At 40.4% G+C, this 15999-nt stretch carries 12 protein-coding genes and 1 tRNA gene; 8 read left to right on the forward strand and 5 right to left on the reverse strand.

Annotated features, from left to right (window positions below; all coding sequences use genetic code 11):
• Window positions 1-31: 31 nt before the first annotated feature.
• On the reverse strand, window positions 32-1900 hold the full coding sequence (locus tag FTU70_RS14290; protein WP_257221874.1) for a hypothetical protein: 1869 nt from the start codon (window positions 1898-1900) through the stop codon (window positions 32-34).
• A 282-nt stretch (window positions 1901-2182) separates the two neighbouring features.
• Here FTU70_RS14290 and FTU70_RS02635 point away from each other — a divergent pair, with 282 nt between their 5' ends.
• The 3 genes from FTU70_RS02635 to FTU70_RS02645 all read left to right on the forward strand — a co-directional run bounded on the left by FTU70_RS02635 (window position 2183) and on the right by FTU70_RS02645 (window position 7522).
• Window positions 2183-5287: a multidrug efflux RND transporter permease subunit gene (locus FTU70_RS02635; RefSeq protein WP_180059970.1), complete on the forward strand. Its 3105-nt coding sequence runs from the start codon at window positions 2183-2185 to the stop codon at window positions 5285-5287.
• A gap of 164 nt (window positions 5288-5451) precedes the next feature.
• A complete protein-coding gene (gene mgtE / locus FTU70_RS02640) occupies window positions 5452-6786 on the forward strand; it encodes a magnesium transporter (RefSeq protein ID WP_179988559.1) in 1335 nt (444 codons plus the stop codon).
• A gap of 145 nt (window positions 6787-6931) precedes the next feature.
• A complete protein-coding gene (locus tag FTU70_RS02645) occupies window positions 6932-7522 on the forward strand; it encodes a DUF4112 domain-containing protein (RefSeq protein ID WP_004972119.1) in 591 nt (196 codons plus the stop codon).
• 111 nt (window positions 7523-7633) lie between these two features.
• Here the strand turns inward: FTU70_RS02645 and htpX are convergent, their stop codons facing one another.
• Both htpX and FTU70_RS02655 read right to left on the reverse strand, forming a co-directional pair.
• Window positions 7634-8539, reverse strand: coding sequence for a protease HtpX (gene htpX, locus FTU70_RS02650; protein WP_004972117.1), 906 nt, complete (start codon window positions 8537-8539; stop codon window positions 7634-7636).
• A gap of 189 nt (window positions 8540-8728) precedes the next feature.
• A complete protein-coding gene (locus FTU70_RS02655; RefSeq protein ID WP_154320953.1) occupies window positions 8729-9616 on the reverse strand; it encodes a lytic transglycosylase domain-containing protein in 888 nt (295 codons plus the stop codon).
• Window positions 9617-10173: 557 nt separating this feature from the next.
• On the opposite strand from FTU70_RS02655, the gene ttcA reads away from it, so the two are divergent.
• Together ttcA and FTU70_RS02665 are read left to right on the forward strand one after the other, a co-directional pair.
• Entirely contained in the window at window positions 10174-11094 is a 921-nt protein-coding gene (gene ttcA / locus FTU70_RS02660; RefSeq protein ID WP_180059972.1) for a tRNA 2-thiocytidine(32) synthetase TtcA, read from the forward strand.
• Between the two features lie 248 nt (window positions 11095-11342).
• Window positions 11343-11726 (forward strand): SCP2 sterol-binding domain-containing protein, encoded by a 384-nt coding sequence (locus FTU70_RS02665; RefSeq protein ID WP_004972111.1) that lies wholly within the window; start codon window positions 11343-11345, stop codon window positions 11724-11726.
• A gap of 163 nt (window positions 11727-11889) precedes the next feature.
• On the opposite strand, the gene FTU70_RS02670 is transcribed toward FTU70_RS02665, so the two are convergent.
• Window positions 11890-13005: a transglycosylase SLT domain-containing protein gene (locus FTU70_RS02670; RefSeq protein WP_004972108.1), complete on the reverse strand. Its 1116-nt coding sequence runs from the start codon at window positions 13003-13005 to the stop codon at window positions 11890-11892.
• A gap of 363 nt (window positions 13006-13368) precedes the next feature.
• On the opposite strand from FTU70_RS02670, the gene greB reads away from it, so the two are divergent.
• Window positions 13369-13866 carry a transcription elongation factor GreB gene (gene greB, locus FTU70_RS02675; RefSeq protein ID WP_004972106.1) on the forward strand — a complete coding sequence of 166 codons (498 nt, stop codon included), beginning with the start codon at window positions 13369-13371 and terminating at the stop codon, window positions 13864-13866.
• 86 nt (window positions 13867-13952) lie between these two features.
• Window positions 13953-14042, forward strand: a tRNA-Ser gene (locus FTU70_RS02680).
• 104 nt (window positions 14043-14146) lie between these two features.
• Here FTU70_RS02680 and FTU70_RS02685 read toward each other — a convergent pair.
• Window positions 14147-14569: a hypothetical protein gene (locus FTU70_RS02685; protein WP_180059974.1), complete on the reverse strand. Its 423-nt coding sequence runs from the start codon at window positions 14567-14569 to the stop codon at window positions 14147-14149.
• Window positions 14570-14634: 65 nt separating this feature from the next.
• Here FTU70_RS02685 and FTU70_RS02690 point away from each other — a divergent pair, with 65 nt between their 5' ends.
• A complete protein-coding gene (locus FTU70_RS02690) occupies window positions 14635-15693 on the forward strand; it encodes a restriction endonuclease (protein ID WP_225530189.1) in 1059 nt (352 codons plus the stop codon).
• Window positions 15694-15999: the final 306 nt, after the last annotated feature.

The following is a 15999-nucleotide window of genomic DNA, read 5'->3' on the forward strand; positions in this document are numbered from 1 at the left end:
TAAATTTTGCTTAGGCAGCTTTAAAATATGTTTAGTTACTACGTTGTAGGGTAATAGTGTCTTCGCCTTGTGGATGCAAGGTTAGACTTGTTCCGGAGATGCTATAAGTTGCATTAACTTTAGCGCTATCCGAAGTGTCATGTAATCCACCGCAACCGTTGGTGTCATATAACACTTCTGTTACGGCAAGTGTATTGGATGTTATTGAATATTTACCATATTCAATTCCTGGGTTATCGCAATCACCTTCGGTGTCTAACAAGAAATAGAATCCTGTGTCAAAGAAAGCAAACAAGTGAGTTTGATTAAATTGCCAAGTGCCAACTAGACCTGATGATTGTTTTACTTTAGTTAAAATATAGGTGCTATTACTTCCTACATCAGTCAGCACTAGATCTGTGCCATTATAACTTAGGCGGTGGTGACCATCATTGTCAGGATGTGAAAGCCCGTAGTCACCGTTTGTATCTATGGAAATTACAGGGTTCAGCGCTGAGGTTAAAGCATTCCAATTTAATTGTCCGATTTCAATACCAGGCTTCCCTGTTTCATCAGCTACATCTGCTTCACCCAGAGCATAACGTCCATCGGGTAAAATATGTAATAAAACAGCAGATGCATTGGTACGTCCAATTTCCCAAGTTCCAGCAATATCTTTATAGAATTGGCTTGCGCTACTTGTGGTAGTACCTTCTGTATTGGGTCTTGTGAGTATAAATGTACCTTCATTTGGTTCGTGGAGTGTAAGTGATGTCGAATTAACCGTGACTGGTAGACCTGAGCTTGAGTTTGCACTATTGTCAGATAAGCCTGCACAGCCATTTGTATCGATCAGGATATTATCTACGAATAACTTTCCATCTTGAACACGATATTTACCATATTCGATACCTGGTCCACCACAAGGCATTTCTCCAACTTCCACTTGATCGTCCCCAACAGCATCAACCATGATATAGGTATTATTATCCGGATTGAAAACAAATAGTTGCTTGCCTGAACTTGAGTTCCAAGCACCGGCAATGCTCGAATTGTTTTGAGGGACTTTAGTAAATGTTGCACTTTCATTAGGGTTTTGAGCTTCAGAAATTTTTAACTGCGTACCATCAAATGATATTTTCATATCACGTGTTTTTCCAGAATCAGTTAAGCCCCAATCTTCATTTGTATCAATTGAAGATTGCGCCCATAAATCTCCAGCAACAGCATTTACCGATAATTCACCATACTCCATGCCATTTGCACTATCAGATGGTGAGCTAACAATAGGTTCGCCAATCAGGTATTTCCCGTCTGAGGTTACTTGAAGTACGATTTCTGAGTCAGCATTTTTCGCATACCAAACCCCAACGATATCTTTGAGTAGTGTTTGGTTAAAGTTAGCTTGTGCTTCTGTTGCGCTAACTACGACTTTATCTTTAAAATCTTCTATTGTTTGTAGAACAGGTTGAAAGCTTGTAATAAATTCAGTTGTTGGTTTAGAGAGGTCAATTGAGTTTGCAGGGAGTTGACTCACTGAGTCAGGGATTTGAATACCATCGTCATGCCCCCCCTGAGAATCTAAAGATTGTAAAAAAATAAGTAAATTTGTTCGTGTTGTTACATCATCAGCTAACTCCACAGGGGTAATACGATCAGCACCAATCACTGTGCCAATTTCAATATTTCCGATGGAGAAAGTGATTTCATCACCCTCTTGATATTCAAACTCCCCTTGAGCATTTGTACGTTTAGAGACACCATTAATTGTATAAGTTGCACCACTCACAGGCCCATCGGTCAGTACGCCAGTTTTTGTGGTGTTTGATGGTGGGGGAGCAGAACTACCAGAATCATTGTCTGAACCACCACATGCACTGAGTAAGCCTGCTAAAGTTAAGCATAATAAGGTTTTTTTCATCATGAATTCCTTGTCATCCAAATTGTTATGTCAGAAGTATAGAAATAAGATGAATCTAGGAGCTATCCCAAAATTGGGAGGTCAAATACAAAATCTGTGAGAAAAAATGAAGACCAATCAATATTTTTGTGACAAAACTAGATTTTTTGATATGCAGTCATCGAAGTTCTATTTTGCTGTGTTAATTTGAAAAACGGTTTCAAGTTTTTTTGATGATCTTCATCCACTTGATTCATTTCATATTTAAATATCAACATTGCCATCTATAAGTGATCCAGTTTTATGTTGTCTAAATTTTTTATTGAACGTCCTATTTTTGCAGGTGTGCTCGCCATTGTGGTGATGGCACTCGGGATTTTTTCAGTATTAAATTTACCTGTAGAACGCTACCCAGACATTGCACCACCTCGTATCACCGTCAGCGCAACGTATACAGGAGCTTCGGCAGAAACTGTTGAAGAAAGCGTCACACAGGTTTTGGAACAGCAAATTAAAGGCTTAGATCACTTACTGTATTTCAGTTCTAGCAGTGATTCTTCAGGACGAAGTCGCATCAGCATTAGCTTTGAAAATGGTACCAACCCCGATACCGCACAAGTCCAGGTACAAAATGCGATTAATGGCGCAATTAACCGCTTACCTGAAGATGTGCAGCGTCAGGGGGTAAATGTCTTTAAATCATTGGGTGATACCCACATGGTCATTGGGCTGTACGATGCCACAGGCAAAAGCAGCAATATTGCATTGTCTGACTATATGATGAGTCATTTAGAGCAAGAGTTGGCACGCATTGAAGGTGTGGGTGAGGTCGATGTTTTTGGTGCGCAATATGCAATGCGGATTTGGCTGAATCCGATAAAGTTAAAACAATATGTGCTGATGCCAAGTGATGTACGTGCTGCGGTATTGGCACAAAATACTCAAGTTGCAGCAGGGGCAATTGGTGAATTACCCACAGCACAAGAACAATATCTCAATGCCAAAGTCACCTCAGGTTCACGCTTAAAAACGGTAGAAGAATTTGAAAATATTATTTTAAAAGCAGATCAGGCAGGTGGCTTTGTTTATTTAAAAGATGTGGCACGTATTGAACTTGGTGCAGAAAATTATCAAAGCTTTAATACCATTAATGGTTTTCCATCGGCAGGGATGGGGATTTCATTATCTTCTGGTGCCAATGCGTTACAAACTTCAGCCTTAATTCAAAAACAAATTGAGCATTTAAAACAACAATTGCCCGAAGGTTACCAAATTGTCTATCCACGAGATAACACGCCTTTCGTGCAGGAATCAATTAATGAAGTGGTGAAAACTTTAATTGAAGCGGTGATTTTAGTTGTCATCGTGATGTTCTTGTTTTTACAAAACTGGCGCGCGACGCTCATTCCTACCGTAACCGTGCCTGTGGTGATTTTAGGCACTATGGCCGTGTTGCAACTCTTTGGCCTAAGTATTAACACGCTGACCTTATTCGCTTTGGTTTTAGCGATTGGTTTGTTGGTGGATGATGCGATTGTCGTGGTCGAAAACGTCGAGCGTTTAATGCACGAACAGCAGCTCTCGGCTAAACAGGCATCTATCGCATCTATGCAGGAAATTAGCGGTGCTTTGGTCGGCATTACCTTAGTTTTGACCGCAGTATTTATTCCTATGGCATTTTTTGGTGGTTCGACTGGGGTGATTTATCGCCAGTTTTCCATCACCTTAGTCACTGCGATGGTGCTGTCTTTAGGTGTGGCCTTAATTTTAACGCCTGCCTTGTGTGCCTTGATTTTAAAACCCAATCCACAACCAGCCCAATGGGCCATCTGGTTTAATCAAAAACTGGAACGCTTAAAACAACACTATCTCAAATTATCAGGCTGGACGATTCAGCATAAAGCGGTGTGTCTGGTTATTTTTGCAGGTTTATTGACGGTGTTTGCCTTGTTTTACCGTGCCTTACCTACCAGTTTTATCCCGAATGAAGATCAGGGCATGTTGTCGGTGCAATTTAAATTACAGGAAGGTGCGCCGTTGTCTAAAAGTCGTGAAGTGGGCGAAAGCATACGTGAATACTTTATGCAGCATGAAGCCCACAATGTTGATTTGGTGATGATTCGTTATGGACGTAATTTTTCGGGAACAGGGCAGAATTTAGGGCAGGGTTTTATTGCGCTAAAACATTGGGATGAGCGTCAAGGGCAACAGCATACCGCACAAGCTATTCGTGAACGTGCCATGCAGCATTTTCGACAGCATCCCAATGCACAAATTACCATTGGCATGCCCGCAGCAGTTCGTGGTTTGGGGCAAACCGATGGCTTAGAGTTCTGGATGCGCGATATGAATGGTACAGGACGCGATTTTTTAATTCAGCAATTTCAAAATTTACAGCAGCAAGCCGCTCAATATCAAAGCTTTAAAAATTTAGATCAACGTGCCAATCCTGAAAAAGCGGAGTTAAACGTCACGATTGATCAGAAACAGGCGATGGCAGCAGGTTTAAATCAAACGGCTATTAACAGTACCTTAGCGGCAGCTTGGGGCGGTAGTTATATCAACGACTTTATTGACCGTGGTCGAATTAAACGTGTGATTATGCAGGGTGATGCCGAATTTCGTGGTAAACCTGAAGATTTGAATCAATGGTCGGTACGCAGTCAGCAAAATCAAATGGTACCTTTTAGCCAGTTTGCTCAACTCAGTTGGAGCGGTGGGCCAGAAGTCGTCAATCGTTTTATGGGGTATAGCGCCGTGCAAATGGAAGCCGATACTGCCGAAGGATATAGCTCAGGGCAGGCGATGCGTGATTTAGAACAGATGGTGGCACAGCAGCAGGGCATTGACTTGGCATGGAGTGGGTTGTCTTTTGAAGAAAATCAGTCCAGCAATCAGGCTTTGTTACTGTATTTGGTTTCCATCGGGTTTATTTTCTTATGCCTTGCTGCCTTGTATGAAAGTTGGAGTATTCCAACAGCCGTGATGAGTGCCATTCCTTTAGGAATTGGTGGAAATATTATTTTCAGCTATTTGGCAGGTTTCCCGAACGACATTTATTTCCAAATTGCCTTGCTTACCACCATTGGTTTGTCATGTAAAAATGCCATTTTAATTGTGGAGTTTGCTTCGGCTGCGCAGCAACAAGGCAAACAGGTGATTCAAGCCGCTTTAGAAGGTGCAAGCTTACGGCTCAGACCTATTTTAATGACCTCATTGGCATTTGGTGCAGGTATTTTGCCGCTAGTATTTGCCTTTGGTGCAGGTGCAGCAAGCCGTCAGGAAATTGGGGTGAGTGTTTTAGGTGGAGTTATTTTTGGCACAATTTTAGTGCTTGTTTTTATTCCGTTTATGTATGTGCTGGTTCGTTCTATATTTCAAGTGAATCGTTCATCACCCATAAACTAAAGATGTTTTTTATTAGGCACTTAGCAAAATTATAGGCTATGATATGAAACGCTAAAAATCTTGTATAAATCTACAGATTTTCGGGTTTTTAAGGGTTGGTTTGGGCTGAGAAACTTTGCCCATTCTTCATTTTACGTTTTGGAATGATGGAGTGGGTGAGATTAATGACCAATCTGCACGCTGAACAGTTAGAACAAGCCTTGCAATTACATCAGTCAAGTACAGTGCGCAGCTTGATCGATGGTATCAACCCTGCCGATTTAGCCGACTTAATGCAGCACTTGAGTCTGAAAGCACAGCTGAGTTTAATTGAACAAATTGACAGTGCTGCCTTGGTGATGGAGTTTTTACCACTGCATTCGCAACATCAAATTGCAGAGGCGATGGCACCGCAGCAATTGGTCAAACTGATTTCAGCCATGCATTCAGATGACCGCACCGACTTATTTAAGTTACTTTCTCCGCATTTACAGCGTTTTGTCAGCTTACACATTACGGAAGAAAAACGCGCACAGATTCAGACTTTAGCGCGATATCCTGAAGAATCTGCGGGCGCGATTATGAGTTCGGATTTCGTGGTGCTCTCACCAGAACTGAACATGCAGCAAGCCATAGATGAATTACGCAGAATGACCACAGATCGGGAAACTTTGTACCTGATTTATATTGTCGATGAACTGATGAAACTATTGGGGGTGATTTCTTTAAGAGAAATAATTCAAAACCCGCCTGAACAGAAAATTAAAAATGTGATGCGCACAGATTTAGTCACTGGTTTAGTGACAGAAGATCAGGAAAGTATCGCGCAAAAACTCAGCCATTATGATTTTTTGGCCTTACCGATTGTAGATGATGCACAGCATTTACTGGGGATTGTCACCTATGATGATGCGATGGACGTGGTACAGGCAGAAACTACAGAAGACTTTTTAAAATCAAGTGCGGTAGCGTCTTCACCTGGCATGAGTATAAAAACTGCGCCAATTTTATTTTTATATCGCAAACGTGTGTTTTGGTTGGTGATTTTGGTATTTGGCAGTTTATTGTCTGGAATTGGCATTGCGCATTATGAAGACACTATTGCAGCACATATTGTACTGGTTTTTTTCTTGCCGCTTTTGGTCGGTAGTGGTGGTAATGCGGGTTCTCAGTCTGCGACCTTAATGGTACGGGCACTGGCTACAGGTGATGTGCAATTTAAAGATTGGCTGCATTTACTCGGACGTGAAAGTTTGGTGGCGCTATGTTTGGGTGGAACTATGGCTTTTGCGGTTTCAATTTTAGGCTATTACCGTGGCGATATGATGGTGTCTGTGGTATTGGCACTGAGTATGCTGGGCATTGTGCTGATGGGCTGTTTAATTGGCATGAGTTTGCCTTTTATTTTGCATCGCCTGAAACTAGACCCTGCCAGTGCCTCTGCGCCTTTGGTAACCTCGATTTGTGATGCAACGGGCGTGGTGGTGTACTTATTTATTGCTTCACAGTTGTTACTTTAAACACTGTCGGTGATGATGACTTATTCAAGACCTCATCTTAAACTTTTTGCATTGATCAAAATTCTGTTTATAAAATCATAACAGACCTGAGTAAAAAACTGCTTTATTCTCAAGTAGATTGCATTTACCCAACGATACGTTTTCTATGCCAGAACCTGCATCTTCAAAAAAACTTAGCCAGCAAGAGGTGATTCGCTTAGAGCGCGATTTAGCCAAGTTTGCCAATATGATGGATTCTGTGGTGCGTATTCCATTTACCAAGCAGGGCGTGGGAGCAGATGCCGCATTAGGCACTGTACCTGTCGCGGGGGATGTCGCAGGTTTTGCACTGACCTGTTATGCGATTTATAAAGCCAAACAAATTGGTGTACCACAAACCAAACTCACTCCCGTGATTAAACTTGCTGTGATGGATGCAGTAGTTGGTTTTGTGCCAATTGTCGGCACAGTATTTGATGTATTTATTCGTCCAAGCCGTAAAGCTTTAGATGTAGTGCATACGCATATCCGTGAAGAATATCAGATTCACAGTGAGCATCATGTGGTACATCCTTTTTTACATGAGCGATTGGAACGTAAACAGCAGCAGTCAGCATTTTGGCGTAATCCTGTAGTGGCATGGCTGTGGCTACATTTGCCTGATTTGCTTGGTGTGATTTTTCTTATTTTCTTTATTTGGGCAGCATGGCTCGGTGCAAGTTGGTTGTGGCACTGGTCACAAAGTTTTGCTGTTTAAATGAACCTGTTTAAAGTACAAAACCATCTGGCAGATCTAATTTACAGACATGAAAAAAGCTTCCCTGAGGAAGCTTTTTGGTGTCGCTGTTACAATATCTTGCTAGCAGTATTAAGGTAAATTTAATTGCTGTAAAGCTGCAACACGTTGTTCAATGCTTGGGTGAGTTTGGAATAACGCTGCCAAGCTAAAACCTTCTTCTTTACCTGCAGAAATCGCAAAAGCTTTCATTTCTTTTGGCATTGCATCAGGCATTTCAGATTCTGCCTGTAAACGTAATAATGCAGAAATCATGGCTTGCTTACCTGCCAAACGTGCACCTGCTTCATCGGCACGGTATTCACGTTGACGCGAGAACCACATCACGATTGAAGAGGCCAAAATACCAAATACGATATCCAGTACAATGGTAATTGCAAAATAAGCCAAGCCAGGTGCTTCGCCGTCTTCACGACCAAATACGTTACGGTCAATGAAGTCACCTGCAACACGGGCAAAGAACATGACGAATGCGTTGACCACACCTTGAATGAGTGCCAAGGTCACCATGTCGCCATTGGCAACGTGACCAATTTCGTGTGCCAAAACTGCTCGTAATTCATCTTTGTTCATACGCTCAAGCAGCCCTGTAGATACAGCCACTAAAGCATCGTTTTTATTCCAACCTGTTGCAAAAGCATTCGATTGGTAAGAAGGGAAAATACCCACTTCTGGCATTTTGATACCAGCACGTTGCGACAACTGCGCAACTTCATTTAATAACCACGCTTCAGCTTGGTTACGAGGTGCATTCGGGTCAATTAATTCAGTCCCAGTTGTTTTTTTCGCCATCCATTTAGACATGAATAGCGAAATTAAAGAGCCAACCATACCAAAGACAAAACAGATGACCAACAGGTTGCCTAGGTTTAAGCCACCCGCGCCATGGTAACTACCGACACCGAAGAGTGACAAAATTATGCCAGCTACAACCAGTACCGCGAGGTTGGTTAGCAAGAACAAACCAATCCGCATCATTGAGTAAATCCTCTTATATTAAAAATGTAATCTGATTTATTAATAAACCATGCCGTAAATATGCGGTGTATGTATTAAAAATTCAAGAAAAAATAATAAAACTGTACTAAAAATATTTTGCGCTGATACTGCAATTGGCATTTCAAAAAGGCTTGCGTTGCCGCAAGCTCAAATGAAGTGCTGCAGCTTTTATTCTGAAATAAAAATACGTGCCGAAGCCGTGGCATTCCCTGTCGCGTATGAACCTGCAGGTGCATCGGTAAAGCGACCATCGGCGGCCATAATAATTTGACGTTGTGGGCGTTTGTTTGCCGCCACTTGATGACTACTGGCAGTGTAACTCTCTGACTGCGCAATCACTTGAGCATTTTGACTCTGAGTATTGCTATTGTTATTTGCCGTAATCGCATTGTTATTAGCACTTGCACTAACACCGTTGGCATACAGGTTGCTATAACGACTGGTCACACGACGTACATAGTCCTGAGTTTCACGAAAAGGTGGTACACCGCCGTATTTTGCAACATTGCCTTCGCCCGCGTTATAACCCGCCAAAGCTAAAGTGGTGTTGCCATTAAAGCGTTTGAGTAACCAAGCCAAGTATTTTGCACCCGCCATAATGTTTTCATGCGGGTCATAAGCGTTGCTGACATTAAAACGTCGTGCTGTCGCAGGCATGAGCTGCATTAGACCTTGTGCACCGACAGGCGAGCGGGCGTTGACATTAAAACCTGATTCGGTATGCATCACTGCTTTAATTAGACCTTCTGAAACACCGTGTTGTTGTGCTGCTTGCTGAATAATGTGGTCAAAGGCGTTTTTATTGCGGCTATAACTTGGCAATACCGACGCTTCGGAATTGCCCCAGTTGCGATAACTGTGAATATTGCTGTCTGGATAATATGTGACTTTTACTTTTGTCAGTGAACGATCTGCACTTTTGCGGTTAGTCAGCAAGGTACTGCCATTGCTGTCCTTATACATATAAATTTGACCTGCGTGCGTTGTCGTTGCCAAAGGCATGATGCTGGCAGTCCCCAAAATATACAGTAAAAAGGCATTAATTTTATTGTTCATGCTGTGAATACACTAAAAGCTGTCCCCAAACAGTTAATAGGAGTTTAACAAAAATCTCACAGATGAAAAGGCTTTGTACAAATTCATTTACAGTAGTGTCGAAAAAAATCAAGCTTAATTGCTGACAGAGTAATCAAAAAAAATATTTATTTTTTTTTAATTGGATTAGCTTGACACACTTAAGTGTATGATTTTAAATTAAAATAAAATCGATCAAAAAGTAATCAATTTAAAGAGAAGCCTTAGAATAACGGCAAGAGGCGTTGTCAAGTTGTTTTAAATCCACAAAGTTATCCACAGCTTTTGTGGAAAACTGTGGAAAAGTCCAAAAGATAAGCATCTTGGCGAAAAAGTGAACCTGAGGGTTCAAACTTGCCACAGAAAAAAACGATCTGCGCAGATAGAAATAAAGTGTGTAAACAGAAATGAACGCGCAGTCAGAAATTAAGTTCTTTGACGAAAAGGAAGATTGCGATGAAATTACATTCTTTTGATGCGGGATTGGTCTGAATCGGCTAAAATTGCGCGGTAATTTTTTTCATGGGTTAATCGCGTCTATGTTCTCACCAGTTGAGTCCGATCAAGGCTTTAATTTCAAACCAGAACTTCCAACCAGCTCTGCGTATTATCGTTTGTTGAAAAAGCTGCGTCGTCAAGTCGGGCATGCGATTCGTGACTTCAACATGATTGAAGATGGCGATAAAGTCATGGTGTGTATTTCTGGTGGTAAAGACAGTTATACCTTGTTGGACATTATGTTGCAGTTCAAGCGCATCGCACCCATCAATTTTGATGTGGTGGCTGTGAACTTAGACCAAAAGCAACCAGGCTTCCCTGAAGATGTATTGCCGCGTTATTTAGAAGAAAATAACATCCCATATTACATATTAGAAAAAGACACCTATAGCATCACCAAGCGTTTAACGCCTGAAGGTAAAACTTACTGTGCAGTGTGTTCGCGTTTGCGTCGTGGTTCTTTGTATGGCTTTGCGCAGGAAATAGGGGCAACCAAAGTGGCGCTTGGGCATCACCGTGATGATATTTTGGCGACTTTTTTCTTAAACTTGTTCCATGGCGGTAGCTTAAAAGCCATGCCACCGAAGTTGTTGTCATCAGACAAGAAAAATATGCTGATTCGTCCACTGGCTTATGTGGAAGAAAAAGACATCATTAAATATGCAGAAATGCGTAAATTCCCAATTATTCCGTGTAACTTGTGTGGTTCACAGGAAAACTTACAGCGTGCCATTATTAACGACATGTTACGTGAGTGGGATAAAGCACATCCTAAGCGTTTGCACAGTATTTTTGGCGCATTACAGAATGTATCGCCATCGCAGTTGGCAGACCGTGAATTATTCGACTTTGAAGCGTTAGACAGCCAACGCGTATTTGATTTTGCCGATCAGACCGAACAAAACGCAGCAGAGCAAAACAAACGCATCAATATGGTCAATTTAGGCTACGCTGCAGACTAAGCGATAACAGCCTGTCAATCCCTTTAAAATGTAATCAACACCAAGCCAGAGCTTGGTGTTTTTTTATGAATTTGATTTATTTGAGAAAGTCGTCATTTCGACTAAAAATACAAAAACTGAACGTCCCGTACAAAATTTCTTAGCCTTTCACGAAAGGTTCATGCTATAACAATCAGCAAGCAAAACAGCTTAATAATGATGGTGTCTGGATAGACAACACACATGCACAAATATATTGAGGAAAAATCATGCCTGCTTTTTTAACTGATGATTGGTTTGCAACTGTAGAAAATTTAACGGCTCAAGCTGGTGATTTAAACCTACCTCCAGCACTTGCAAATCTGGCAATTAACTTAGTGGTGACTGATGCTGCAGGCAACACAGAATTGTCTTTAGATGGCGGTAAAATCCAAAAAGGTTTGGCGGACAACGCAAAAACAACATTAAATATGGATGCGGAAACTTTACGTAAAGTATTCCTAGAGTTTGACATGGCGGCTGCTATGCAAGCCTTTATGACAGGTAAAATCAAAGTACAGGGCGATATGTCACAATTAATGGCATTACAAACTGCAAAACCAAGCCAAGAACAAAAAGACTTATTTAAGAAGATTCTTGAGCAATCTGCTTAATTCAAGCGATTTACGCTGTAGCAGGCGAATTTCCCGCTATAGTACAAAAAAGCCTAGCTGAAGTATCAACTAGGCTTTTTTATGCACTGCAGCTTTAACAGCGCATTATTCATGTTTGAATTGCAGCTGATATACACTGCAACTCAATCACGCGAGGTAAATTTTAGATATTCACCAATTGCGGTGTGGTCTTAATATGCTCAAGGTAGGCGCGAATACGAGTCACATATTGCACTGCTTGACGATAACGACCGTTGCTCGCTTTGTTACGGTCTAAATACGCATATAGGTTAACCCAATTGTTCGGGTTTTTGCCTTGTGAGCGAATACGCTTCTGAATTTGACTGACTGCACCAGGACCCATGTTATAAGCGACTAGGGCATACCAGTTACGATCAGGAAATGGAATATGCTCATAACGGCTCAGCATTTGGTCATAATACTTAGCACCACCCTGAATACTTTGTGCAGGATCGGTACGGTTGCTTACGCCCATCGCTTTGGCTGTATTATTGGTCAGCATCATAATACCGCGCACACCTGTTGGCGAAACCGAGTTGGGTTTGAGGTAAGATTCCTGATAACCAATTGCCGCCAAAAGATGCCAGTCTAAATCGTACTGCGTGGCAGTCTTTTTAAAGTTGGCCTTATATAAAGGTAAACGATTACGCAAATCCCGCTGGATCACATCCCACGATTCTTGTTTGACCACATTACGATTATAAAATGAAGCCAATTGGGTAATTGAGCCGTTTTGCTTGCCACGACAAACAAAGTTGCTTGCGGTTTGGCTAAGAGGATCATCTGCGTGTTTAAACACCCAGTTCAGCTCACTATTTAAACCATTACGCTTTAAAGTATTTAAATCGCCACAACTGGCAGAAAATGCCGTGAGTTGCTGCTTTTCGATGCTTTGGATACTCGACGTGGTCATGGCAAAGTTCGCTTTACCAGAAGACACCCATTTTAAAGCGGTCGCATTGTCGCTTACCGTTTTAAATTCGAGTTTCACATTCATGCTGTCGGCATAGTTACGCACAAGGTCATAACCAAAGCCATGTAAATGTTGTCCATCTTTAAACACTGTGGTTGGATTTTCCACAGACACAACGGTCAATTTGTTCTGATTGACGACGCTGTCAAATTGATGAACGGCTTTGCCTGCGTTAATACTGTGGAATGGGAGAAGAACAGTACTGAAAGCGAGGACTTTGAATGGGAGGCGATTAAAAAATGAGTGAAGGCTAAGCCTAGACCCAGACGTTGAACTACTGTGCATGTTGGCTCCGCTACAAGTAATTTATGCCCTAAAAAGCAAAGGCAACACACCTTAAACTTTTTCAAGTTTGATAAATTCAATAAGGGTTGGGCAGTCATGACGTCATTCAAAATGACTTGGGATTAAAGGGAAAATGTGTAAAATTTATACACAGGTTAAAAAGTGATCAAAACTAAAAGATGTGCGAATAATAAAGATGAAAATTTTGGATGTCAAATTTTGTACATAAATTTTTTGAAAAATGTAACATAAGATATTCATTTCATTGAGAAATAAATTTTATAAATTTTTATTGTGTATAAAAATGCAATAAAATATAGGATTGATGTTAACCAAATGTAAAAAACCGGCTGCAAAAACACCATGAAATCTAACTTAATTACACGTTCTGGACACGATAAACTCGTGGCAGAGTTACAGCATTTGTGGCATGAAGAACGCCCTGAAATCACCAAAAAAGTAAACTGGGCGGCAAGCCTCGGCGATCGCTCTGAAAACGCAGATTACCAATATAACAAACAGCTTTTGCGTAAAATTGACCGTCGGGTACGTTATTTGGGCAAGCGTTTAGAAGAGCTGCGTATTGTCGATTTTGCACCAGAACAAGAGGGTAAAGTATATTTTGGCGCATGGGTCGAAATTGAAAATGAACAAGGCGAGCAAAAGACCTTGAGAATTGTGGGCGTGGATGAAATTTATGATCATCATCCACAACATATTTCGATTGATTCACCTATGGCTAGAGCTTTGTTGTCTAAACAGGTAGATGATGAGGTGGAAGTGCAGACGCCGTTAGGCAAAAAGAGCTGGTTTATTAATTCGATACGCTATGAAAAGCCTGAAATTGCAGAAAATGACTGATTTTTGATTTTATTTTGAACATTTGGATCATAATTTTTAGAAAATATTTGCCAAGCTGAATTTTTCTTTATATGATAGCCGCCATTGGAAGCGTGGCAGAGCGGTTTAATGCACCGGTCTTGAAAACCGACGAGGGTGTGAGTCCTCCGTGAGTTCGAATCTCACCGCTTCCGCCAAATATCAATGACTTAGCCCTGACATACTCAGGGCTTTGTTGTATTTGGGGTTTATGCAAGGTAAGCCTGTAGTAAGCATAATAAAAACTTGGTTTGAGTTTAAATTATTGTTCAAGACTAAATACAATCTCAAATTGGATACCATCCCAAATAGTTAATTCACCGATCCAATTGGTTTTTGCATTAAATCTTTTAGGGTATTGGCTGCCATCTTTGCCATCTAAAATATTTTGAAAATCCGAGCTTTTATCGAGCATAGCTATAATAGGTCTAATTTTTAATTTTTCTTCTAATGCAAGATCAAGGTTTTTCTTAAATTCATTACGTCCATTACCAGACCATCTATCAATACGGTCACGATAAACCTGTTTTCTTTCAGTTGGATGTTTAGATAATAAAGGTCTATGACCCCATAAACTAACAATTAGCTCATTATTAGAGCTAATTGAAGATACTGACCAGTTCGGATTTTTAAGATCAGCATCAAATTTTTTAAACTCAGAAACGATACCCACAATAATACTCATATTCAAATTAATCCTTATTTAAGATATGCTGAACGGCATAAATTACAAGTATTTAAGGTTAATAAATGTCTGATACTCCGACTGTTTGGGGTGTACACATGGGCGTACATGTTGGAACTGAGCCAGTTGAAAAAAATTACATTGGAATTGGCTGGTCAGAGTTAGGTGATTTAAGTCAGATTGATGCTGATAGGGAAGCCTTTAAATTTGCTTTGCAAGCAAAGCAACCTGATTCTTCAATGCCTTCTATCCGAACTCAGGTAGCCACAATTTACAGATTTATGCATGTGGTAAAAACAGGAGATTATGTGGTATACCCATGCAAATCGGATAGATTGGTCTATATTGGTATTATTAGTGGAGATTATGAGAGAGCTAATTCTGAAGACGAAGATGCTTATTTAAATCGTCGTCCTGTAACATGGCTAACACCTAATGGAGTCCCACGTAACAATTTTTCTCAAGTAGCGTTATATGAAATTGGTGCTTACATTACGTTGTTTGAAATTAAGAAAACAGCAGGTGATTTTTTAAATGCTGTAGGTATTGAATACCAAGCTACAATAAATAAAGACCCAATAGTTGAGTTACAAGAGCAAGAATTAGAACAAGAAGAAATACCCGATGATGAAACAGTAACTAAAGTAATTAATGAAACAGCAAAATATTCAACTGAAGATTTTATTATTCGTAGATTACATCAACATTTAAACGGTTATCAGTTTGAAGAATTTGTCGCTCATTTGCTTGAATGCATGGGGTATGTTGCTAGGGTTACTCAGAGGTCGGGTGATGGCGGTGTTGATGTTATTGCTCACAAGGATACACTTGGCTTCGAACCCCCTATTATTAAGGTTCAATGTAAAAAAACTTTAACATCTAATGGCTTACCTGAAATAAATCAACTTTTAGGTACTCTTGAAGATGGCGAATATGCTTTATTTGTTAATCTTGGAAGTTATAGTAATCAAGCAAAGAGTAAAGCTACGAATAAATCACGGTTAAGACTTATTGATGGTAAAGAGATTGTAGAGTTAATTTATCGTTATTATGAAGATTTTAAACCACAATATAGAGCTTTAATCCCTTTAAAGCAGGTTTTTATTCCTGATATTGGTGACTAATTCCTGGTATCGTCAGGATTTGTTGCCTAAACATTCAGAAGCCGAATTTTCCGAAATCCATTCAAATTTAAGTAACAACTCGGATATGTGGTCTGTCTAAGTCCGTAAATTTATTTAATGTAGTCATACGTACATGAATCTTAAAAGAAAATTCTACTTTTAGATTATGAACCGTACCGGGTTTGTCGGAGACCAACTTTCTTGAGAGAATGTTCCAATGACAAAACCAAAATATACCCCTGAAATCAGAGAAAGAGCGGTTCAATTATTGATTGAATCTGAAAAAGATTATCCTTCTACTTGGGC

The sequence above is a fragment of the Acinetobacter sp. YH12135 genome (genome assembly GCF_013418565.1).
Taxonomy (GTDB): Bacteria; Pseudomonadota; Gammaproteobacteria; order Pseudomonadales; family Moraxellaceae; genus Acinetobacter; species Acinetobacter towneri.